Source organism: Natronococcus sp. JC468 (assembly GCF_012163165.1).
GTDB lineage: Archaea > Halobacteriota > Halobacteria > Halobacteriales > Natrialbaceae > Natronococcus > Natronococcus jeotgali.
Genome location: NZ_JAAVUO010000011.1, coordinates 58,069 through 78,851, shown reverse-complemented (window position 1 = coordinate 78,851; position 20,783 = coordinate 58,069). Strand labels below are relative to the sequence as shown.

Genomic DNA, 20,783 nt, shown 5'->3' with positions numbered 1-20,783 from the left:
GTTCGCGTTGCTATGCGGAGGTATGGATATCGAAGAGCGCAAGCGGCGAGCTCACGACCTCGACGTCACCGTCTGGGTCGGCAAGAGCGGCCTCGAGGCCGTCGTAGACGAACTCGACGATCAGCTCTCGAACGCGGATCTGGTGAAGGTGAAGTTTCTGAGAGCCGCCCGCGCCGGCGATTCGACCGAGGAGCAGGCGGCCGAACTCGCCGATCGGGTCGACGCGGAGCTCGTCGACGCCCGCGGTCACACCGCGGTACTGTACCGATGATCGGCGGACCGCCCGCCCAGGTCGAAACCCCGGACACGATCGATACGGCGACGCTGGTCGATCTCGCGATCACGGGAATGCGGTTCGTCGTCGCCTTCGCCGTCGTGCTGGCGATCGGACGGCTCGTCCTCGTTCCGCTGGTCAACCGCGCGTTCGATCGGCGCGATCTGGACGAACACGTCCGGAACCCGCTGTTGATGCTGACGCGGTTCGGCGTCCTCTTCGTCGCCGTCGCGGGCGCGTTCGGCTTCGCCGGATACGAGAACTTCCTCGTGTCGCTGGCCGGGATCGCCGCGGCCGGAGCGCTCGCGGTCGGGCTAGCGCTACAAAACGTCATCTCGAACTTCGTCGCGGGCGTGTTCATCTACGTCGACAAACCGTTCCGCATCGGCGACTGGATCGAGTGGGACAACGGCGACTACGCCGGCGTCGTCGAGGACATCAGCCTCCGCGTAACGAAGGTTCGAACGTTCGACAACGAGCTGTTGACGGTCCCGAACTCGGCGCTCACCGAGAACGTCATCAAAAACCCCGTCGACGGCGACAAGCTCCGGCTGAAGTTCGTCTTCGGCATCGGCTACGGCGACGACATCCAGCAGGCGACCGACATCATCGTCGAGGAGGCCCGACGCCATCCCGATATCATGGACGATCCCGCGCCGTCGGTGCGACTGACCGAACTCAACGACTCCGACGTCGGCCTCCAGTCGCGGATCTGGATCGCCAACCCCTCGAGAGCCGACTTCGTCCGCACCAGAGGCGAGTTCATCACCGCCGTCAAACGGCGCTTCGACGAGGAGGGGATCGACATCCCCTACCCCGTTCGCACCCTCGAGGGCGGGCTCGAACTCGAGGACCGACAGCAGGTCGCCGAAGCCGCCGAGTAGCGTCCTGTGGGATTTACTCGTCGAGACGATCACATCAATAGCTGGGAGTACGCTCGAGCGATGGCGCGAGCCGGTGAGGGGGCGCACTTTCGGTCTCGTGACCGCACGGCGTTCGCTGGACCGCGGAGTGAAGCCAGGACGCTCACCGATACGTCGAACGGTGGCAACGCCGCTGCTCGAGGTGAGGAGTACGGAACGAAGTATGAGTGTGGAGGGCCGCGGTTGCCCGGCGTTCCGGCCGGGGGAATCCCGGTTGCCTTCTCCACCCCGCGACCCGTCGAGCGACAGGTGTCCGGCGGTCCACTGCTCGCTTCCGCGCCTGATGGGCTGTCGCCGACTAACCGCGATGGGGCGTCCCTGCGGACGGCCACCGCGGACCGCTGTCCCCGACGGACGAGGCTTCTCTGTTGGCTCCCGGGGCCCCGGCCGGTCTGACCGGACGCCCGCGGCGTTCGGTCCCCGCTAATGACCATAGCGCGGGTAACGAGCAGGGCCAAACTGCCCGACCTATCCATCCCTACGTAGGGGGCAGGAACTTAAGGGCCTTTCGCCTCCGAAATCGATCGAAGGCGCGGGGATCGGTCTCGAACGGCGGAGAACCGAACCCGTCTCTCGAGGTGAACGCGGAGGGGCGGGGCGAAGCCGCTCGAGTTCGCCGAGTGCACCGTTATCCGCCGTACGCTTCCCGAAACCGGCCGACTTCTCGGTCCGTACCGGCGATCACGAGGCGATCGTCCGCGCCGAAACGCATTCCGTCGACGGCGGAGTGGAGGCCTCCGTTGCGCTCGAGCGCGACGATGGAACACCCCGTCTCTCGACGTATCTTCGCCGACGAGAGTTCGTCGCCCACGAGCGCAGCCGCGTCCGTCGAGCGGAGCTGGAGCCGATCGCCGAGGGTCATGACCTCCTGTTCGAACACGCGACGGAGGATCATCCGGCCCGCGACGTTCGGCAGCGCGAGGACGTAATCGACCCCCGCGGCCCGCAACGCGGCGACGCTCTCCGCGGTGTTGGCGCCGACGATGATCTCGAGATCGGGGGTGAGCGCGCGGGCGGTGAGTGCCGTGAGGATCGCGTCGTCGTCCGTCTCGAGTGCGACGATGAGCGTCTCGGCGTCTTCGATCCCCGCCTCGAGGAGCGTTTCCTCGGTCGTCGCGTCGCCGACGACGTCGACGTGGTCGCCGGCCTCGCGGTCGACGACGACGGTCTCCAGACCGGCGCGTTCGAGAGTTCCGTACGCCGACCGCCCGACGAGACCGGCACCGATCACGACGACGGGATCGGCTGCCGTCCGGTAGCGGTGTCCGGTCGTGCCCGTCGCGTCGGCGACCGCCTCGAGTTCCGACTCTGACCCGACTACGAGCAGCGCGGTGTTCTGGTCGATGCGAACGCGCTCGGACAGCGTCGTGACGAAGTCGCCGCGTATCCACGCGCCGAGGATGGTCGCACCAGTCTCCTCGAGTCGACGGGACGAGGCGACGGTCTCTCCGAAGAGGTCGGCGTCCGGATCGACGAGGAACTCGACGACGTCGAACGCCTCGCCGAGTTCGAGTTCGTCGCCCAAGTCGGAATCGACCACGTCGCGGACCCTGTCCCCGAGGGCCTTTCCGAGCCGGTGTTTCGGCGACAGCACCTCGTCGACGCCGGCGTACCGGAAGTACCGCGCCCGCGAGGGATCGGTGATGAGAACGAAAACCGTGGCCTCGGGGTCGTGGTCTTCGATCGCGAGGACAGCCCTGACGAATTCGTGTTCGGCGCCGTCGACGACGACCGCGCTTGCGTCCTCGAGTTGTGCCGCGTCGAGCGCGTCGTCGGTCGCCGGATCCCCGTGGAGGACCGTGAGGCCGTCCTCGTGAAGCCGCCGGGCGCGGTCCTCGTCGGCCTCGAGGATCGCGTACGGCGTCCCGCTGGCCTCGAGCTCGCCGACGAGCGTCTCACAGAGGTCGGTGTAGCCGACGATAATGACGTGATTCTCGAGTTCGTTGACGTGTTCCGGCGGCGTCGGCTGGAGGATCGTCTGCAGCCACGGGATGACGAACAGCGGGACGGCGACGAAGATGTAGCTGATCCCCGTCACCTGGATCAGCATCATCAGGAGCGTCATCTCGGGGGTTTCCCAGGGTGCATCCTGGCCGTACCCCGTCGTCGTCATCGAGTGGAAGACGACCTCGAGTGCCTGAAACCACGTTCGCGGTTCGCCCTCGAGGACGGCCATTCCCCACTGGTAGAGGTACGCGTACGTACTGATCAGCAGTAGCAACGAGCCGAAGTAGCCCGCGATTCGATAGACGAGTCGGACCACGATCACCTGCTCCGGGCGCGCGGTCCGTCGCCGCCGTCATCGATCATTCGCTCGCGCTTTGCGGCGGACGACTATCTCTCTTCGTGGGGCCAGTGCAAGGACCCGCGGGTTGCGACGCACGAGCAAACCGAGCGCGGAGCGGACGGGATCTCGCCGGATTACGCTTCGCCCTCGGCATCCTCGAGCACGTCGTCGAGGTCACCCGCTCCGGGGCCGGCTTCGAACTCGGCGACCGCGTCCGGCGAGATCTCCTCGAGCGCACGCTCGAAGTGGTCGGCGGTGAGTTCGATGGCTTCGACGTCGGAGTCCTCGCCGGCGGCCTCGCGCTCGACGTGTTCGCGGACCGCGATCGTCGCGGCCTCGCGGCAGACGGCTTCGACGTCGGCGCCGGTGTAGCCCTCGGTCTCCTCGGCCAGCGTGTCGAGGTCGACGTCCGCGGCCAGCGGCCGATCCTGGGTGTGGATCCGGAAGATCTCGCGGCGGGCGTCCCTGTCGGGCTCGGCGACCTCGACGTGGCGGTCCAGCCGGCCGGGCCGCAGCAGGGCGTCGTCGATTAGCTCCGGACGGTTCGTGGCCGCGACCACGACGACGTCCTCGAGCTCCTCGAGCCCGTCGAGTTCGGTCAGCAGCTGGGAGACGACCCGTTCGCCGACGTTCGAGTCGCCGCCCCCGCTGCCGCGTTTAGACGCGATGGCGTCGATCTCGTCGAAGAAGACGATCGTCGGGGCGTTCGCGCGGGCCTTCTCGAAGACCTCGCGGACGCCCTTCTCCGACTCGCCGACGTACTTATCGAACAGCTCCGGCCCCTTGACCGAGATGAAGTTCGACCGCGACTCGTTCGCGACGGCCTTGGCGAGCAGGGTCTTTCCGGTGCCCGGCGGCCCGTGGAGCAGAACCCCCTTCGCGGGGCTGAGGTCGACCCGCTCGTAGGCGTCGGCGTGTTCCATCGGCCACTGGATCGCCTCGCGGAGCCGCCCCTTCGCCTCCTCGAGGCCGCCGACGTCCTCGTAGGTGACGTCGGGAACCTCGACGAACACCTCCCGCATCGCGGAGGGCTCGACGCCCCGGAGCGCGCTCCGGAAGTCCGCCGCGGTGACCTCGATCCTCTCGAGGACCTCGGCGTCGATCTCGTCGGCCTCGAGGTCGAGTTCGGGGCGGAGTCGCCGCATGGCGGTCATCGCCGCCTCCTTGGCGAGGTTCTCGAGGTCCGCGCCGACGAAGCCGTGGGTGTTCTCGGCGAAGCGCTCGAGGTCGACGTCCTCGGCCAGGGGCATCCCGCGGGTGTGGATCTGGAGGATCTCCTCGCGGCCGCCCGCGTCGGGGGCACCGATCTCGATCTCGCGGTCGAAGCGGCCGCCGCGGCGCAGCGCGGGGTCGATCGCGTCCACGCGGTTGGTCGTCCCGATGACCGTGATCTCGCCGCGGTCCTCGAGGCCGTCCATCAGGCTCAGCAGTTGCGCGACGACCCGGCGCTCGACGTCGCCCTGGACGTCCTCGCGCTTGGGCGCGATCGAGTCCAGTTCGTCGATGAAGACGATCGCGGGCTCGTTCTCGGCGGCCTCCTCGAACACCTCCCGGAGCTGTTCCTCGCTCTCGCCGTAGTACTTCGACATGATCTCCGGACCGGAGATCGAGTGGAAGTGGGCGTCGACCTCGTTGGCGACCGCCCGCGCGATGAGGGTCTTCCCGGTGCCCGGCGGGCCGTGCAGGAGTACGCCCTTGGGCGGCTCGATGCCCAGCGTCCGGAACAGCTCGGGGTGGCGCATCGGCAGCTCGATCATCTCGCGGACTTGCTCGAGTTCGTCGTCTAACCCGCCGACGTCCTCGTAGGTGACCGTCGGCGTCTCGCTCGCCTCGCCGTCGTCGCCCTCGATCGGTCCTCGAGCCTCGATCTCGAGCTGATCCGGGGTGCGGTCGACGAGTTCGACGTCGGTCCGGTTGCCGACGACGACGGTTCCGGCGGGCTCGGTGTCGACGACCGTGATCGGGAGCTGGCGTCCCGATCGGCTCGTCAGGAGACCGAAGCCGAGCGACACCGAGAGGGTGTCCCCCGGGCTGACGGCCCGGTCTGCGAGCTTGCCTCGCAGGTAGGAGCCGATGTCGCCCTGGATGCGAACGTTCTCGGGAAGGGCGACCCGAACCCGCTCGGCGGGCTCGACGTCGGCCGCCTCGACGGAGACGTCGTCGTCGATTCTGGCGCCCGCGGCCTGTCGAAGCTGGCCGTCGATACGGACGATGCCTCTCCCCGTGTCCTGGGAGCGACCGGGCCAGACCCGCGCGATGACCCGGTCCTCGCCGCCCTCGATGGCGACGAACTCCCCGCTGGAGACGCCGAGTTCGTCCATCGCTTCTCTGTCGATCGATGCTAACCCGCTGCCCGCGTCTTTCCGTTTGAGTGGTTTTACTCGAAGTTGCATACGTGTCAGTGATAGCTGTCGCTGTCGGCCGACGCGGACGATCCGCGCAGGCCGAGATAGTCGGTTCGCCGGCGGAGCCGGGTGTCGGTACGGTTCGTTCTGATGCCGAATCGGCCGTAAACGGTCGGGGAGACCGCTCGGCGTTACTCACCCTCGAGGGGGATCTCCCTGCCGCGGGTCTCGGGACCCGCGGTCGGGAGCGTCACCTCGAGGACGCCGTTCGTGTAGGCGGCCGTGATCTCCTCGTCGGCGACGCTCTTGGGGAAGCGGAACCGACGGTGGTAGGTCTTCTTCCGGCCGCGATCGTCGTCGACGTGTTCGGCGGCGACGTTCAGGACGCCGTCGTCCCACGCCGGATCGATCTCGTCGGTTTCGAACCCCGGTATGTCGATCGTGAGGACGAACTCGTCGTCTTCCTCGTACAGTTCGTAGTCGCTGTCCCTGCTGTCCGAACAGCCGAGACGGCATCCCGAGGTTCTGCGTCCAGGTACTCGTTGCCGGTCGGAGCACCATGGGTGGTCACCTCGTGTGCATTAGTTGATTGTTCGCGGTTCGTAATAAGTCTTTCGGCCAGTGTCGGACCGGCTAGTGAAAAGGACCAACTGGGAGCGCCCCCAAGGCCCAGCTATGGGACTCGGAAGCACCGCAAAGAAGATCCAGGGGTTGTCCGAACGCGCCGAAGCGATGTACAAGCAGGTCCAGGAACTCCAGCAGCGCATCATCCACCTCGAGGAGGAGGTCGACGAGACCAACGACACCGCCCAGCGGCTGGACCACCAGCTGACCGAGCAGCGCGAACTGCTGCTCGCGATCGCCGAGGAGCAGGGAATCGACGGCGAGCAGATCCTCGCCGACGCGGCAATCGACCAGGCCGAACTCGAGGGCAATGACGAACCCGTCGAGCCCGGCGAAACGACCGCCGAGTAATCCCGGCGAACTTCTCCGAGACGAATTCACCCGCGAGCAGCGGTGAGACTGCCGCTCGAGAGCGGGAGGATAGCAAGAACTAACAGCGGGGGCAACATTTGCCAGTACGATGACGACCCACGAGCGACCGGTAGACTCGGTGCTCGAGACGATCGGTCGGACCCCGCTCGTTCGTCTCCAGGAGTCGCCGGACGACGTGCAGATCTACGCCAAACTCGAGTCGTTCAACCCCGGCGCGAGCGTCAAGGACCGCATCGGCCAGTACATGCTCGAGCGGATGCTCGAACGGGGTGATCTGGCGGCGGGTGGAACGGTGATCGAACCCACCGCCGGCAACACGGGGATCGGCCTGGCGATCGCCGCCCGACAGCTCGGCCTCGACGCGATGTTCGTCGTGCCCGAGCGCTTCAGCGTCGAGAAACAGCAGCTGATGGCCGCCCTCGGCGCCGAGGTGATCAACACGCCGACCGACGACGGGATGGGCGGCGCGATCGATCGCGCCCACGAACTCGCCGCCGAACTCGACGACGCCGTCGTCCCCCAGCAGTTCTCGAACCCGCTGAACGCGGAGGCCCACTACGAGACGACCGCGCCGGAGATCTACGAGGCCCTCGACGGGGAGGTCGGCGCGGTCGTCGCCGGCTGTGGCACCGCCGGGACGCTGATGGGGCTGGCCCGCTACGCCCTTGAGCGCGAGGAGTCGACCCACGTCGCCGCCGTCGAACCCGAGGGGTCGGTGTACGGCGAACTGCTCGAGGACGAGCGCGAGGAAGGCAAGTACAAGATCGAGGGGATCGGTACCCACGACCCCTCGACGAACGAGCTGTTCGATCCGGAGCTGGTCGACGCGGTCCACGCCGTCTCCGATCGGGCGGCCCACGAGGAGCTCGCCCGCCTCGCCCGCGAGGAGGGCCACCTGGTCGCCTCGAGTGCGGGCGCCGCCAGCGTTGCAGCCCGTCGGGTCGCCCGCCGGATCGACGAGGACGACCTCGAGACGCCCCACGACACCGTCGTCACCGTGTTTCCGGACTCGAGCGAGCGCTACCTCTCGAAGGGGATCTACCGCTCGTTCGAGGAGTGGACGTCGTGACGCCGCCGATCGGCCACCCCGCCTCGCGACGGACTACTGGTAGAGCTTCTTGGCGTCGACGACGTCCAGGGTCTCGTCCTGCTCGGCCTCCCAGACTCGAACGACGAGGTGTGCCTTGCAGTGATACTCCACCATCTCCATCCCCGTCCGCTCGTTTCTGAGCACGAGCTGGCAGGTCCCCTCGTTCGAACAGTCCCCGGACCGGTCACACATTGTGTTCCCGTATTCCTCTTGTCGGTAAGTCTTTGTCGGTGGTTGAGGATTCTGCACGCACCGACAGCGTCGCTCGGGTAGGGACAGAATCCGGCGTCCGGTCAGTCGACGAGCCGCCCGTGCTCGACTTTCATACACCGATCCTGGACGACGGTGCGACCGCTCTCCTCGGCGCGGGCGGCGGCCTCGTCGTCGCCGATCCCCAGCTGGGTCCAGACCACGTCGACGTCCTCGCGCTCGAGGACCTCGTCGACGATCCCCGCGACCTCGTCGCTGGGCCGAAAGATACAGACGACGTCGATCTCTCGGTCGACCTCCGAGAGCGCGTCGGCCGCGGGCCGACCGAGGACCTCCTCGGTCGTCGGGTTGACCGGGACGATCTCGTAGCCGCGCTCGAGGAGGTAGTTCGGTACGTCGTGGGCGGCCTTGCCGGGCGTGCTCGAGCAGCCGACGACCGCGATCGTCTCGTTGTCGAAGATCTCTCGGAGTCGATCGTCCTCGGTAACTGGCATACCTCGGCGTAGGACGGCCGGACGTAAACATCACCTGGCTGCTCGAGCGCGCGCCGTCGCGGGGGCACCGACGCTCAGGCTGCGCCCACGACCTCGACGGCGCGACCGAGGACGAACGCGACGGCCGCGAGGAACATTCCGTACTTCAGCCGGGACTGGCCGGCCGTCGGATCAGAGAAGCTCTCGTAGGCCGCGTACAGCATGATCGCGTTCGCCGGGAGCACCGCCGCCAGGTAGATCGCGCCGAACTCCTCGAGGACGTACGGCAGCGGACTCGCGAGCACCGCCGCGACCAGCAACGCGGACGCGACCCACAGCGCGGGCCGTTCCCCGATCGCGATCGGAAGCGTGCGCAACCCCTCCTCGCGGTCGCCCTCGAGGTCCTCGACGTCCTTGATGATCTCGCGGGTCAGGGTCGCGACGCCGGCCAGCAGAAAGAGGACGGCCGCAGGACCGATCTCGCCGACGGCCGCGGCGCCGAACAGGAACGAGCTTCCGACGAGGTACGCGACCAGCGCGTTGCCGAGCCCGGGCAGCCCCTTGAACAGCTCCGTGTACGCGACCAGCGCGAGGAGGTTGATCCCCGCGATCGCGAGCGCCAGTCGGGGGAGTGCCAGTGCGAACCCGATCGCGCCCGCAAACAGCGCGGCGCTGAACAGCAACGCGCCGCGGGGACTAACCGCACCCCGCGGGATCGCCCGCTGGGGCTGGTTGATTCGATCGATCTCCCTGTCGAAGTAGTCGTTGATCGCGTTGCCGGCCCCGACGGCCAGCCCCGTCGCGACGACGGCTGCGACCACCTCGACGGGATGGTTCGTCACGCCCCCGGCGACGAACGCGCCGATAAACGTCAGGGCGCTCGCGGCGATCACGTTCACCGGTCGGGTCAACTCGAGCAACCCCCGGAGCGTCTCCCCCGCAGTCATGCCCGCACCTGCTCAGGCGGCGAGGATAAACGGTCCGATCTCTACCGCCACTCCTCGAGGTCACAGAGGTCAGCATCGGCGACCGAGAGCCAGGCCCCGGCCCGCTCGTCGGCCTCGAGCGGGACCGCCATCCAGACACCCTCCTCGTCGTCGCCGCACAGCTCGAGGGGCCGTCCCTCGGACGATTCGTCGCCGGCGCCGGACTCTGGCGGCTCGTGTACCGTCATATTCGGGTGTATGGTCCTCAGGTATAAAGAGGGCTCGAGGCGATTGCCAGTCCGTGAGAACGGCCGCGTGTGTGGCGACGCGTGTCGGGGTCGGCCGGAATCGAGTGACTTATACGGAACGGACGGAAACGAGGTGGTGAGGGCGCTTAGCTCAGTCTGGACAGAGTACTTGGCTTCGGACCAAGCTGTCGCGGGTTCAAATCCTGCAGCGCCCACTTCTCGAGGCGAGCAACTTCGCGAGCCTCGAGTACGTGGATCGCGAAGGATTTGAAGTAGAGAACGGCGAGCACTGCTAGAGCGTATCGAGCGACTCGATTCCGTCGCTCGTCGAATAACCGAACTCCGTAGCGCTCGAGACGCGTCCTCGAGCGAGAGCGCCGTCACTCGGGTTCGTCCTCGATCAGGACGACGGCTTCACCGTCGACGACGCGCTCGCCCTCGGAGTCGACGGTCGTCCGGAGGCGGTACCGACCCCCGCCCAGTTCCTCGACGATCTCGCAGTCGGCGGTGATCGTCGACCCGATCTCGACGGGCCCCTGGAACTCGAGGTCCTGGGAGAGGTAGACCGTCAGCCCGGGGAACCGCGCCAGCGCGGCGCTGATGGCGCCGGAGACGAGGGTGCCGTGGGCGATCGGTCCCCCGAACCGGGTGTCCTCCGCGAACGCCGACTCGAGGTGGAGGCGGTTGGTGTCGCCCGAGACCTGCGCGAAGGCGGCGACGTCGGCCTCGTCGACGGACTTGGTGAACCGAACGCTGTCGCCGACCGACAGTTCCGCGAGGCTGTCGCTCGAGCGTTCGGTCGTCCAGTCGGCGTGGCCGTAGCTGACCTCCGGCACCGCGGGCTCGGTCGCGGTCGACTCGCCGGGCGATCGCAGGCCCATCGCGGCCAACACGGCGCTGTTGGCCTCGGCGTAGCTGTTGAGCACGTGTCGCGAGATGCTCGCCCAGCGTTCGGGGGTCGGTACGACGGCGTCGGCGGGAATCGGATTCGAACTCATGGTGGGATCGGTCGTCGCGGTCGGACTCGAACGTGGGTGTGCGTACCACACCCACCCTCTTGACGGCACTGCCTACTGCTTCGGGGTCGTGACGGTCACGGGATCAGAGGCGTGCTCGCTCCTCGAGGAAGGTCTCGGCGGCCTCGTTGAACGCCGACGGGCGGTCCTGGTTGACGAGGTGGCCCGACGCCGAGAGCTCGAGGCAGGCGCCGTCGTCGACCTCGGCGGCGATCTCGCGACCCTGTCGCTTGACCGGGGGCGCCTCCTGGTCGCCGTGGACCACGAGCGTCGGCGTCTCGACGTGGGTCAGCGACGGGGGATCGAACCGGTACAGCGCGTCGAAGATCTTGCGGTACTCCGCCGAGGAGACCTCGCCGACGGCCTCGATTGTCGTCGCCCGGACCTCGGGATCGATCGAGAGCCACCGCCGTCCCGTCACCGCCTGGATCGAGGTCAGCATCGACCGAAACGTCGCCTCCGGTCCGCTCATCGACAGCGACGCCGCGAGCGCGGGCATCGGGGAGAGCAACGGCTTCGTCCCGGGCGGGAGCTCGACGGGCGGCATCGATCGGACGGCGCCGCCCAGGATCGCGCCCGCCGCGCGGTCGGGGTGGCGATCGAGGTAGTTCTGGACGACCATCGAACCCAGCGAGAGGCCACACAGCACCGGCGCCTCGAGTCCGAGGTGGTCGAGCAGCGCCTCGAGGTCGTCGGTAAAGAGGTCGATCGAGTACTCGTCGGCGTCGGTCGCGCCGGTGTTGCCGTGGCCGCGCACGTCGAGGGTGACGGGTTGGTGCGTCGATTCGAACCGGTCGACCTGGGGGGTCCAGGCGCGGCCGTTTTGCCAGCCGCCGTGGACGAACACCAGCGGCGTGCCGTCGCCGCGGCTGTCGTACCACAGCGTCGCGTCCTCGAGCGAGAGTTCTGTCATACATCCCTCAGGACCCGCTCGCTAATAGATCCCCGGCCGGCGGCCGTGGCTCTCGTACGGACTACTGTACGTCAGTTCCGGCGCAACCCCGACCCGGGTCGGGGTTGCGCCGGGACACCGGGACAGCGATCCGTATCAGTCCCGGTCGTCGGACGCTTCCGCCCAGCGGTCCCAGAAGGAGTCGAACTCCGACTCGTCCTCGGTGAGCCGCTCCCACTGGGCGAGTCCGCGCTCCTCGCGGGTGCCGGGGATCGTGTTGTCGAGCACCAGCGCGGCCAGTCCGCCGATGGCCATCCCCGTCGAGCCGACGATGAACACCGAGTCGACGACGGCCTGTGCGAGCGCTCCGATCCAGACCGCGGCCGCGGTGCCGGCGACGGGATCGGCCTCGACCAGCGGCGCGATCGCCGCCTCGAGGCCGATCGCCTCCCGGAACGCGATCGGGTCGCCGAAGTTCCCCATGTACGCGGGGATCGCGAGGCCGACGAACAGCGCGAAGCCGACGACGAAGACGTTTCTCGAGGAGTCCAGATCGACGTGTTTCAGGTTCGAGATCCCGACGGCGACGATCTGGGCGAACATCGCGACGAACAGCCCGCCGACGATCGGATCGGGGATGGTCGCGATCAGTTGGCCGAAGTAGCCGACGAAGCCGGCGATCAGCATCACCGCGGCGCCGATCTGGACGACGTACCGCGAGGCGACGCCGGTCAGCCCGATCGCGCCGATGTTCTCGGAGTAGGAGGTCGACCCCCCGGTTCCCATGATCCCCGAGAAGACGTTCATCAGCCCCTCCATGCCGATCCCGTGGTTGATTCGCTTCTCGCTGGGCGCCGCGGCTCCCGTCAGGTTCGCCACCGCGTAGTAGTCGCCGATGCTCTCGACGATCGAGGCGAGCACGCCGGCGAGCATCCCGATCGCGAACGCCGTCGTGAACTCGGGCGTCCCCCACTGGAGCGGGCGGATCGGCAGGAGCCACTGGGACTCGGCGACGTCGCCCAGCGGGACGTAGCCGGGGTGGCCGACCTCGATCACTCCCCCCGCAGAGAGGGCCGCGGCGATCCCCCAGGCGAGACCCAGCGCCAGGATCACGGGATAGAGCCGGAACGCGCGGTGTCTGATCTCGAGGTACTGCGAGAACAGCAGGATAAGCCCGAGGGTCAGCCCGAGCAGCCACCAGCTCTGGTCCTGGCCCACGATCTGGGGCGAGTCGAACAGCGAGAGCCCGATCAGCGCGATCGTCGGCGCGACGACGACGGGGGAGAGAAACCGCCGGAGCTTGCCGACGAGCCCGAGGTAGCCGAGCGCGACCTGGACGAGCGCGGCGGCGACGATCGCCCCCTGTAGCTGGACGAGCGCGGCCTGCCAGTCCCCTCCCGCGGCGCCGGCGGTGACGACGCCGACGATCGCGAGCGCGGGGGCCAGCATCGAGAACGGCGCCCCCTGGACGATCGGGTACCGGTTGCCGAACGTCGTCTGGGCGAGCGTCGCGATCCCCGAGACGACGAAGAACGTGCCGATGAATTGTGGCCTGACGGAGTCGGGCATTCCCATCGCCGCCGCCAGCAGCAGGGGAACGGCGATGTTCGCGCCGACCATCGTGAGATAGTGTTGCACGCCGAGGACGACCGACTCGCCAAGCGGCGGTCGGTCGTCGATGTCGTACTCGATCCCGTCGCCGCGGTCCGTCCCCCCCGATCCCGACTCGTCCGTTGCCATCTCTCGTCGGATAACCGCAGAGCCGGCTCAAATGGGTGTTGATCCGCGGCGAGCGATCGCTCGTCCGCGTCGGTCGGCGCCCCGCAGGCCGGGTTCACCGCGTTTCGAGCGGTTCGACGCGGAACACGTAGTCCTCGTAGGCTCCGTCGAGGTTCGCGGGGCTCTCCTCGCGGGTGTGGCGCCGACAGAGGACGGCTTCGGCCTCGACCGCGCCCTTTCCGGTCTCCTCCTGGTAGCGCTCGAGGACGCGAAACCGGGCCGGTTCGTCGCAGCCGCGGCGGTGACACTCGCGCCGTGGTGGTTCGTTCGCCATACCGTCGGCCACGGCGAGGGCGCGGATAACGTTGTCCCGTCGAACCGGCTCGGGACTGGACGGTCGGTCGTCGACGGCGCCGCGAGAGTTCCGCCGCCGTCCCGGCCCGGGATCGAGTCGGGATCCCGACCGGCGAGGGACTGCACTACCCTTTTGGACACCACTGTGGACCCAGTCCCATGCGCGAACAACAGGGGGTCGTCGGTCGATCCCCGGCGCTTCGGATTGGACACTCGACGGCAACGCCCGGCGAATCGGCCCTCGAGGCCGCCCTCGAGTCGGCCGAGGAGACTCGCGTCGCCGAGGTCGGCCCGGTCGGGAGTCCCCGCCTCGAACCGCTCGCGGCGGCGACCGTCGGGGACACGACCGCGTACCACGCCGACGTAACGGAACGCGAGGTGCGCGGCCTCGTCGAAACGCTCGAGGACGGCGAGGCGCCGACCGACGGCGCTCACGCGGTTGTCTCGCACGACCCGGAGACGGCGGCGCTTCCCCGCCCCGAGTCGGGACCGCTCGCTGTCGGCGAGCGCGTCGCGCTCGCGCGCTGTGGCTGGGTCGTGCCCGCGAACGCCGACGACTACGGCGGCGGCGACGCGTTCGTCTCCGCGAGCGTCGACGGCGACGAGGCCCTCGAGCGGATCGCCGAGACCGGACTCCGCGGCCGGGGCCGCGGCGACGGAAGCACCGACGATCCGATCGCCGAGACCTGGACGACGGTCCGGGAGACGCCGGGAGAGCCCGTCGTCGTCGTCAACGCCAACGAGGCCGACGAGAGCGCGCGAGCGGACTCGCTGCTGCTCGAGGGCGCGCCGATCGACATCCTCGACGGAGCCCGCGTGGTCGCGTCGGCCGTCGGCGCGCCCGACGTCGTCGTCTACGTCGGCGAGGATCGGGAGCTGGCGCGCGAGCGCGTCGACCGCGCCGCGGGGGCGATGGACCGCGCCGTCGAAGGGCCCAACGTGCAGGTCGCCACCGGTCCCGAGACCTACCGGGCGGGGGAGATGACGATGGCCCTCGAGTCCCTGGAGGGCAACGATCGTCTCGAGGCGCGCCGACGGCCGCCCGGCCCCGCGGAGTACGGTCTGTTCGGCCGGCCGACCGCGATCCACACGCCGCGGACGCTCGCGCAGGTTCGGGCCGCCCTCGAGACGCCCGAGGCGATGGCGACCGACGAGGACGACCCCGGGACGCGGCTGATGACCGTCGCCGGCGACGTCCGGTCCCCGGCGACGGTCGAACTGCCGACCGACGGCTCGCTCGAGACGGCGCTGGCGGCCGTCCGCGGCGACGGCCCGTTCAAGGCGGCCTGCGTCGGCGGCGTCTTCGGCGGGATCACCCGCGACCTCGAGATGGCCCCGAGCGCGGGGAGCCTCCGCTCGTCGAACCTCGGCACCAACGGCATCCTCGAGCGGCTCAACCGCGACCGCTGTCTGGTCGCGTTCGTCGGCAAGCGCGCGAAGTTCGCCCGCGAGGGAAACTGCGGGCGCTGCGTGCCGGGACGGGAGGGGACCAAACAGCTCGTCGAACTCCTCCGGAACGTCTACGACGGCGACTACGACCGCGGCAAGATCGAGGAGCTCGCCCGCGTGATGCGGCGCTCCTCGATCTGCGACTTCGGCCGAACCGCCTCGCGCCCGACGACGACGGCCATCGCGAACTTCGACAGCGAGTTCGCCGCCCACACCGAGGGGTACTGTCCGGCCGGCTTCTGCGAGGAGGCGGCGGCCACCGAGCGCCGAACCGAACCGCGACGACCCGAATCCACCACCCATGAGTAGCCACGACGACCCGTACCCGAGCGTACCGAACGTCGACGATCCCCAGCCCGAGACGCCGCTGACCGAGGACTTCAACAAGGGGACCGCGAACGATCCGAACGTCGACGTCACGACCGAGACGACCGAGATCACCGTCGACGGCGAACGGCTCAGGATGCGCCCCGGATCGACGGTGCTCGACGCCCTCGAGGGAACCGGCGCCACCGAGCACGTCCCCGCGCTGTGTCACTACGAGCGGGGCGACGAGGGCGACGCGGGCGACCACGGCCGCTACGAGATCGGCCCGCGAAGCGAGTGTCGCACCTGCATGGTCGAGACCGACAGGTACGGGCTGGTTCCGGCGTGTAGCTTCCCGGCCGAGGACGGACTCGTCGTCGAGACCGACACGACCGACGCCGCGGAGGCCCGCGACGTCAACCTCGACTTGCTCCTGTCGAACCACAACCTTCGGTGTACGACGTGCTCGAAGAACGGCTGGTGCGAGCTTCAGGAGGCCTCGATCGAGCAGGGCGTCGAGCACCCGCGCTACGGCGTCTTCGACGAGCGCGAGGAGTACGAGCCGATCGACTCGACGTCGTCGTTCATCCAGATCGACCGCAACAAATGCATCCTCTGTAACCGCTGTGTGGAGGCCTGCAGCGACGTTCAGGTCGAGGGCGTCCTCCGGATGGAGGGCAACGGGCCGGACACCCGGATCGGCTTCCAGAGCGAGGCCGAGACGATGGCCGACTCCAACTGCGTCTCCTGTGGCCACTGCGCGACGGTCTGTCCGACCGGCTCGATCGTCGAGGAGGGGCTGACCGAGATGTCGACGCTCCCGCTGCCCGGCTTCGATCAGGAGAACTCGATCGGGAAGGTGATCCGCGGGGCCCGCGCCGAGACGGTCGAGACCAGCGACGCGCCCAACCGCGCGGTCTCGGGACGCTCCCCGACGGAGGTCGACGTCGCGCGGAAGTCCGGCGTCGCGAAGATGATGAGCCGGGCGAAACGGCAGGCCGACAGCGCGCGAAAACTGGCCAGCGAGCGGGCCCGCGAGACGGCCGACATGGTTCTCGAGGGAACCGAACACGCCGCGGAGTTTGCCGCGGCGAACTCCCTCCCCGAGGGGATGCTGTTCGACATCGGCCACGCGGTCGGGACCCAGCGGTTGAACCGCGTGACCAAGGCCGAGACCACCTGTGGCTACTGTGCGGTCGGCTGTCGGTTTGACCTCTACGGGAAGGACGGCGAGGTGCTCGGAACGCGGCCGGCCGACCCCGAGTCGACGCCGGCGAACGACTACTCGACGTGCGTGAAAGGGAAGTTCGGCTACGACTTCGCCAACAGCGACGAGCGCCTCGAGAGCCCACTGATCAGGGAAGACGGCGAGTTCCGCGAGGCAACGTGGGACGAGGCGCTCTCGCGGGTCGCCGAGGAACTGGGCGGGATCCGCGACGCCCACGGGCAAGACTCGCTGGCGGTGTTTTCCTCCTCGAAGGCGACCAACGAGGAGAACTTCCTGATGCAGAAGTTCGCCCGCCAGGTCCTGGGGACGAAAAACATCGACAACTGCACGCGGCTCTGTCACTCCTCGACGGTCGCCGCGTTGAAACAGACGGTGGGCTACGGCGCGATGACGAACCGCATCGAGGACGTCGGGAACGCCGACTGTTACCTGATCACGGGCTCGAACACGACCGAGAGCCACCCCGTGCTCGCGACCCGCATCAAGCGGAACGTCCGCGACGGCGCGGACCTGTTCGTCTTCGAACCCAGGAAGATCGAACTGGCCGAGCACGCCGACCAGTTCACGCGGACGGCGGGCGGCCACGACATCGCCTGGATCAACGGGATGATCCGCCACATCGTCGAGAACGACCTCCACGACGAGGCGTTCATCGAGGAGCGGACGACCGGGTTCGAGGACGTCAGGGAGAAGGTCCAGGCGTTCACCCCCGAGAAGGTCGAGGAGCTGACGAACGTCACGCCCGAGGAACTCGAGCGCGCCGCCGAGACGATCGCGACCGCCGACACCTGCGTCTTCGGCTGGGCGATGGGCATCTCCCAGCACACCTACGGCACCCAGACCGTGCTCGCGCTCGCCGACCTCGCGCTCGTGACGGGACACCTCGGGAAGCCGAATTCGGGGATGTCGCCGTTTCGCGGCCAGAACAACGTTCAGGGCGGGGGCGGGGATATGGGAACGATCCCCGACAACCTGCCGGGCTACCAGGACCTCACCGACGACGACGTGCTCGACCGGTTCGAGGAGGCGTGGGGCGTCCGCCCGCCGGACGAGCCCGGCCTCCGCGTGACGGAGGTGTTCGACGAGGTCGACGCGGGCAACGTCCGCGGAATGTACGTCATCGGCGAGAACCCGGCCATCTCCGAACCCGATGTGACCAACGCCCGGGAGAGCCTTCAGGAACTGGACTTCCTCGTCGTGCAGGACATCTTCGTGACCGAGACCGCCGAGTACGCCGACGTGATCCTCCCGGCGGCGACGTTCACCGAAAAGTACGGCACCGTCACGAACACCGAACGGCGCGTCCAGCTGGTCCGTCCGGCCGTCGAGCCGCCGGGCGACGCGCAGGCGGACTGGAAGATCCTCCAGGCGCTGGCCCGGCGGCTCGGCTTCGACTGGCGCTACGAGTCGCCGACCGAGATCATGGACGAGATAAACGATCTGACGCCGATCTACGGCGGGATCACCCACGAGCGACTCGAGGAAACCGGCGACGGGCTGCAGTGGCCCTGTCCCGACGAGGACCACCCCGGCACCCCGTACCTCTACGACGAAGCGTTCAACTTCGAGGACGGGAAGGCTCGGTTCGTCCCCGCTGACCTGGGCGATCCGACGGAGCTTCCCGACGAGGAGTTCCCCATCGCGCTCACCTCGGGGCGAGTGCTGTACCACTGGCACACGGGACAGCTCACCCGCCGCAGCGAGGGGCTGATGGGACACGTCGGCGAGAGCTACGCCGAGATCCACCCGCAGACGGCCGGCCAGATCGGCGTCGCGGACGGCGAGTACGTCAAAGTCGAGTCCAAACGTGGCTCGATCGTCGTCCGTGCGAAGGTGACCGAGCGCACGGCCCCGGGCAAGGTCTTCATCCCGATGCACTTCGCGGAGGGTGCGGTCAACGAGCTCACCCAGGAGGAACTCGATCCCGTGAGCAGGATTCCGGACTACAAGCTCGCGAGCGTCAGGGTCAGCTCGATGGGGCCCGATCCCGAGACCGAACCGATCGGCGCACCGGGCAACTCGCCGCCGGAGACCCGCTCGGACGACGACTGACCCGGAGCGCGAACTCGCAGGCACCAGGGGTATTCGCCCGGCCCGCGTCGACAGGTCACATGGGGGTAGAACTCACCGAGGACGCGGTCGGGAAGGCGGTTACCACCGACGAAGGACAGGAGATCGGCACCGTCGCCGAGGTCGGTGACGGCCACATCTACGTCGACATGGCGGGCGAGGGCGACACCGAGCACGATAGGGACATCGACGCGACCGAGATCGCGGAGATCACCGACGACGAGGTGATTATCGCCGAACCCGAGAGCCGGTAGGCGGCGCCCGCTCCGTGCGCAGTTATAAGACCGACGCCGTGGACCCTCCCACCGTGAACCGAACACGCACGCGGACGGACGAACCGTCGCCGTCGATCCGTCGCTGCGCGCTCGCCGGCGCCCTCGTCGTCGGCGTCGCCGCCGCGGTCGGCGCGTTGCGCGCGCGCTCTCGAGCCAGGTCGCGGTTCGCGCCTCCCTTCTAGCCGTCCCTTAATACGGTCTACTGTACGTCATTTCCGGTGCAACCGTGACCGCCCTGCGGTTGCACCGGGAACTCGGTACAGCAAACCGTATGAGCCGGCCGAGCGCACCGACGGATTGAAGCCGATTCTCCGAGGGGACGTACCCATGAACGGATTCGTGCTCGGCGGCGTCAGCTCCGGCGCGGGAAAGACGGTCGCGGCGCTGTCGGCGATTCAGGCCCTCGAGGACGCGGGCTATACCGTCCAGCCCGCGAAGGCGGGGCCGGACTTCATCGATCCGAGCCACCACGAGGCCCTCGCAGGATGTCCCTCCCGCACGCTCGACCTGTGGCTCGAGGGTCGCGAGGGGCTCCGACGCAACTACGCCCGTGGCGAGGGCGATCTCTGCGTCGTCGAGGGCGCGATGGGACTGTACGACGGCGACGGCTCGAGCACGGCGATGGTCGCCGAGGCGCTCGACCTCCCGGTCGTGCTCGTCGTCGACGCCAGCGCAGGGATGGAAAGCGTCGCGGCGACGGCGCTTGGCTTTCGGGCGTACGCCGACCGTATCGGTCGCGACGTCGACGTCGCCGGCATCGTCGCCCAGCGAGCCCACGGCGGCCGTCACGAGCGGGGGATCCGGGACGCCCTGCCCGAGGAACTCGAGTACTTCGGTCGGGTCCCGCCCGCAGACGACCTCGAGATCCCCGATCGCCACCTCGGCCTCGAGATGGGCGAGGAGGCGGCGCTGCCCCGCGAGGCGCTTCGGGAGGCGGCCGAGACCCTCGAGGCCGAACGCCTGGCCGCGGTCGCGCGCGAGCCCGTCCCGGCGGAGCCCGCGAACGGCGACCGCGCGGCGTCCGACCCCGTCGACGCCCGGATCGCGGTCGCCAGCGACTCGGCGTTTTGCTTTCGGTACCCCGCGACGATCGAACGGTTTCGCGAGCGCGCGGAGCTGGTGACGTTCTCCCCGGTCGCCGGCGACCCCGTCCCCGACTGCGACGGCGTCTACCTCCCCGGGGGCTACCCCGAACTACACGCCGGGGCGCTCGAAGACGGCGGCACCCTCGCGGAACTGGGCGAGCGCGCGAGCGAGGGCCTGCCCGTGTTCGGCGAGTGCGGCGGGCTGATGGCGATGAGCCGATCGCTGACGACCGCCGAGGGCGAGCGCGCCGAGATGGCCGGCATCCTGCCCGCCGACGTGACGATGCACGACCGCTACCGCGCGCTGGACCACGTCGAACTCGAGGCCCTCGAGGGGACGCTGACCGCCCGCGCGGGCGAGTCGATCCGCGGCCACGAGTTCCACTACTCGAGCGCCGACGTCGACGCCGACGCCCGCTTCGCCTTCGAGACGGTCCGAGGCGACGGGATCGACGGCGAACGCGACGGCCTCCGCGAGCACAAGTCGCTTGGCACCTACGCCCACGTCCACCCCGAGAGCGGGGCGTTCGACCGGTTCCTCGAGCGGATCGGCGACCGACGCTCCTGACGTCTCGTCGGGTCGGCCGGACAGTGCGGCCGCCCCGTCGTTTGATGAC

General features: G+C 68.7%; 19 protein-coding genes, 1 tRNA gene, 1 other RNA gene and 1 pseudogene. 10 read left to right on the top strand and 12 right to left on the bottom strand.

The window, feature by feature from the left end; genetic code table 11:
* Positions 1-22 precede the first annotated feature (22 nt).
* Together GWG54_RS08930 and GWG54_RS08925 are read left to right on the top strand one after the other, a co-directional pair.
* Complete coding sequence (locus GWG54_RS08930; protein ID WP_008426441.1) at positions 23-271, top strand: YhbY family RNA-binding protein; 249 nt, start codon at positions 23-25, stop codon at positions 269-271.
* Positions 268-1,158 carry a mechanosensitive ion channel family protein gene (locus tag GWG54_RS08925; RefSeq protein ID WP_167937443.1) on the top strand — a complete coding sequence of 297 codons (891 nt, stop codon included), beginning with the start codon at positions 268-270 and terminating at the stop codon, positions 1,156-1,158. Before GWG54_RS08930 ends, GWG54_RS08925 begins: the two co-directional genes overlap by 4 nt.
* A 205-nt stretch (positions 1,159-1,363) precedes the next feature.
* Here GWG54_RS08925 and ffs read toward each other — a convergent pair.
* From ffs to GWG54_RS21330, 4 genes and pseudogenes are all read right to left on the bottom strand, one after another.
* Positions 1,364-1,676, bottom strand: an RNA gene (gene ffs, locus GWG54_RS08920) — signal recognition particle sRNA.
* Between the two features lie 149 nt (positions 1,677-1,825).
* Positions 1,826-3,460 (bottom strand): NAD-binding protein, encoded by a 1,635-nt coding sequence (locus tag GWG54_RS08915; RefSeq protein ID WP_167937442.1) that lies wholly within the window; start codon positions 3,458-3,460, stop codon positions 1,826-1,828.
* 158 nt (positions 3,461-3,618) lie between these two features.
* Positions 3,619-5,877, bottom strand: coding sequence for a CDC48 family AAA ATPase (locus GWG54_RS08910; protein WP_167937441.1), 2,259 nt, complete (start codon positions 5,875-5,877; stop codon positions 3,619-3,621).
* A 143-nt stretch (positions 5,878-6,020) separates the two neighbouring features.
* Positions 6,021-6,390, bottom strand: a pseudogene (locus tag GWG54_RS21330) (Hsp20/alpha crystallin family protein).
* Between the two features lie 114 nt (positions 6,391-6,504).
* Between GWG54_RS21330 and GWG54_RS08900 the strand changes: the two are divergent.
* Together GWG54_RS08900 and GWG54_RS08895 are read left to right on the top strand one after the other, a co-directional pair.
* Complete coding sequence (locus GWG54_RS08900; protein ID WP_167937440.1) at positions 6,505-6,804, top strand: DUF5798 family protein; 300 nt, start codon at positions 6,505-6,507, stop codon at positions 6,802-6,804.
* 109 nt (positions 6,805-6,913) lie between these two features.
* Complete coding sequence (locus GWG54_RS08895) at positions 6,914-7,894, top strand: PLP-dependent cysteine synthase family protein (protein WP_167937439.1); 981 nt, start codon at positions 6,914-6,916, stop codon at positions 7,892-7,894.
* Positions 7,895-7,927: 33 nt separating this feature from the next.
* Here the strand turns inward: GWG54_RS08895 and GWG54_RS08890 are convergent, their stop codons facing one another.
* The 4 genes from GWG54_RS08890 to GWG54_RS08875 all read right to left on the bottom strand — a co-directional run bounded on the left by GWG54_RS08890 (position 7,928) and on the right by GWG54_RS08875 (position 9,772).
* A complete protein-coding gene (locus GWG54_RS08890) occupies positions 7,928-8,107 on the bottom strand; it encodes a hypothetical protein (RefSeq protein WP_008426423.1) in 180 nt (59 codons plus the stop codon).
* 101 nt (positions 8,108-8,208) lie between these two features.
* The gene (locus GWG54_RS08885; RefSeq protein WP_167937438.1) at positions 8,209-8,619 is read right to left on the bottom strand and encodes a CoA-binding protein; all 411 of its coding nucleotides are present in this window, start codon (positions 8,617-8,619) and stop codon (positions 8,209-8,211) included.
* 74 nt (positions 8,620-8,693) lie between these two features.
* Positions 8,694-9,545, bottom strand: coding sequence for a geranylgeranylglycerol-phosphate geranylgeranyltransferase (locus tag GWG54_RS08880; RefSeq protein ID WP_167937437.1), 852 nt, complete (start codon positions 9,543-9,545; stop codon positions 8,694-8,696).
* A gap of 41 nt (positions 9,546-9,586) precedes the next feature.
* Positions 9,587-9,772: a hypothetical protein gene (locus GWG54_RS08875; RefSeq protein WP_008426417.1), complete on the bottom strand. Its 186-nt coding sequence runs from the start codon at positions 9,770-9,772 to the stop codon at positions 9,587-9,589.
* Between the two features lie 140 nt (positions 9,773-9,912).
* On the opposite strand from GWG54_RS08875, the gene GWG54_RS08870 reads away from it, so the two are divergent.
* A tRNA-Arg gene (locus GWG54_RS08870) sits at positions 9,913-9,987 on the top strand.
* 165 nt (positions 9,988-10,152) lie between these two features.
* Here GWG54_RS08870 and GWG54_RS08865 read toward each other — a convergent pair.
* The 4 genes from GWG54_RS08865 to GWG54_RS08850 form a co-directional block, all read right to left on the bottom strand.
* Positions 10,153-10,770 carry a MaoC family dehydratase gene (locus tag GWG54_RS08865; RefSeq protein WP_167937436.1) on the bottom strand — a complete coding sequence of 206 codons (618 nt, stop codon included), beginning with the start codon at positions 10,768-10,770 and terminating at the stop codon, positions 10,153-10,155.
* A gap of 103 nt (positions 10,771-10,873) precedes the next feature.
* Complete coding sequence (locus tag GWG54_RS08860) at positions 10,874-11,701, bottom strand: alpha/beta fold hydrolase (RefSeq protein WP_167937435.1); 828 nt, start codon at positions 11,699-11,701, stop codon at positions 10,874-10,876.
* A 135-nt stretch (positions 11,702-11,836) separates the two neighbouring features.
* Positions 11,837-13,420, bottom strand: a complete 1,584-nt coding sequence (locus GWG54_RS08855; protein ID WP_167937434.1) for a uracil-xanthine permease family protein — start codon at positions 13,418-13,420, stop codon at positions 11,837-11,839.
* A gap of 94 nt (positions 13,421-13,514) precedes the next feature.
* Positions 13,515-13,733 (bottom strand): hypothetical protein, encoded by a 219-nt coding sequence (locus GWG54_RS08850; protein ID WP_209438349.1) that lies wholly within the window; start codon positions 13,731-13,733, stop codon positions 13,515-13,517.
* Positions 13,734-13,912: 179 nt separating this feature from the next.
* Here GWG54_RS08850 and GWG54_RS08845 point away from each other — a divergent pair, with 179 nt between their 5' ends.
* The 5 genes from GWG54_RS08845 (at position 13,913) to GWG54_RS08825 (ending at position 20,734) form a co-directional block, all read left to right on the top strand.
* Positions 13,913-15,511 (top strand): NADH-ubiquinone oxidoreductase-F iron-sulfur binding region domain-containing protein, encoded by a 1,599-nt coding sequence (locus GWG54_RS08845; protein ID WP_167937433.1) that lies wholly within the window; start codon positions 13,913-13,915, stop codon positions 15,509-15,511.
* Complete coding sequence (gene fdhF, locus GWG54_RS08840) at positions 15,504-18,788, top strand: formate dehydrogenase subunit alpha (protein ID WP_167937432.1); 3,285 nt, start codon at positions 15,504-15,506, stop codon at positions 18,786-18,788. The genes GWG54_RS08845 and fdhF overlap by 8 nt, the downstream gene beginning before the upstream one ends.
* Before the next feature lie 59 nt (positions 18,789-18,847).
* Positions 18,848-19,060, top strand: coding sequence for a hypothetical protein (locus GWG54_RS08835; protein WP_167937431.1), 213 nt, complete (start codon positions 18,848-18,850; stop codon positions 19,058-19,060).
* Between the two features lie 53 nt (positions 19,061-19,113).
* Positions 19,114-19,263, top strand: coding sequence for a hypothetical protein (locus tag GWG54_RS08830; RefSeq protein WP_167937430.1), 150 nt, complete (start codon positions 19,114-19,116; stop codon positions 19,261-19,263).
* Between the two features lie 145 nt (positions 19,264-19,408).
* The gene (locus GWG54_RS08825; protein ID WP_167937429.1) at positions 19,409-20,734 is read left to right on the top strand and encodes a cobyrinic acid a,c-diamide synthase; all 1,326 of its coding nucleotides are present in this window, start codon (positions 19,409-19,411) and stop codon (positions 20,732-20,734) included.
* The last annotated feature ends 49 nt before the right edge of the window (positions 20,735-20,783 follow it).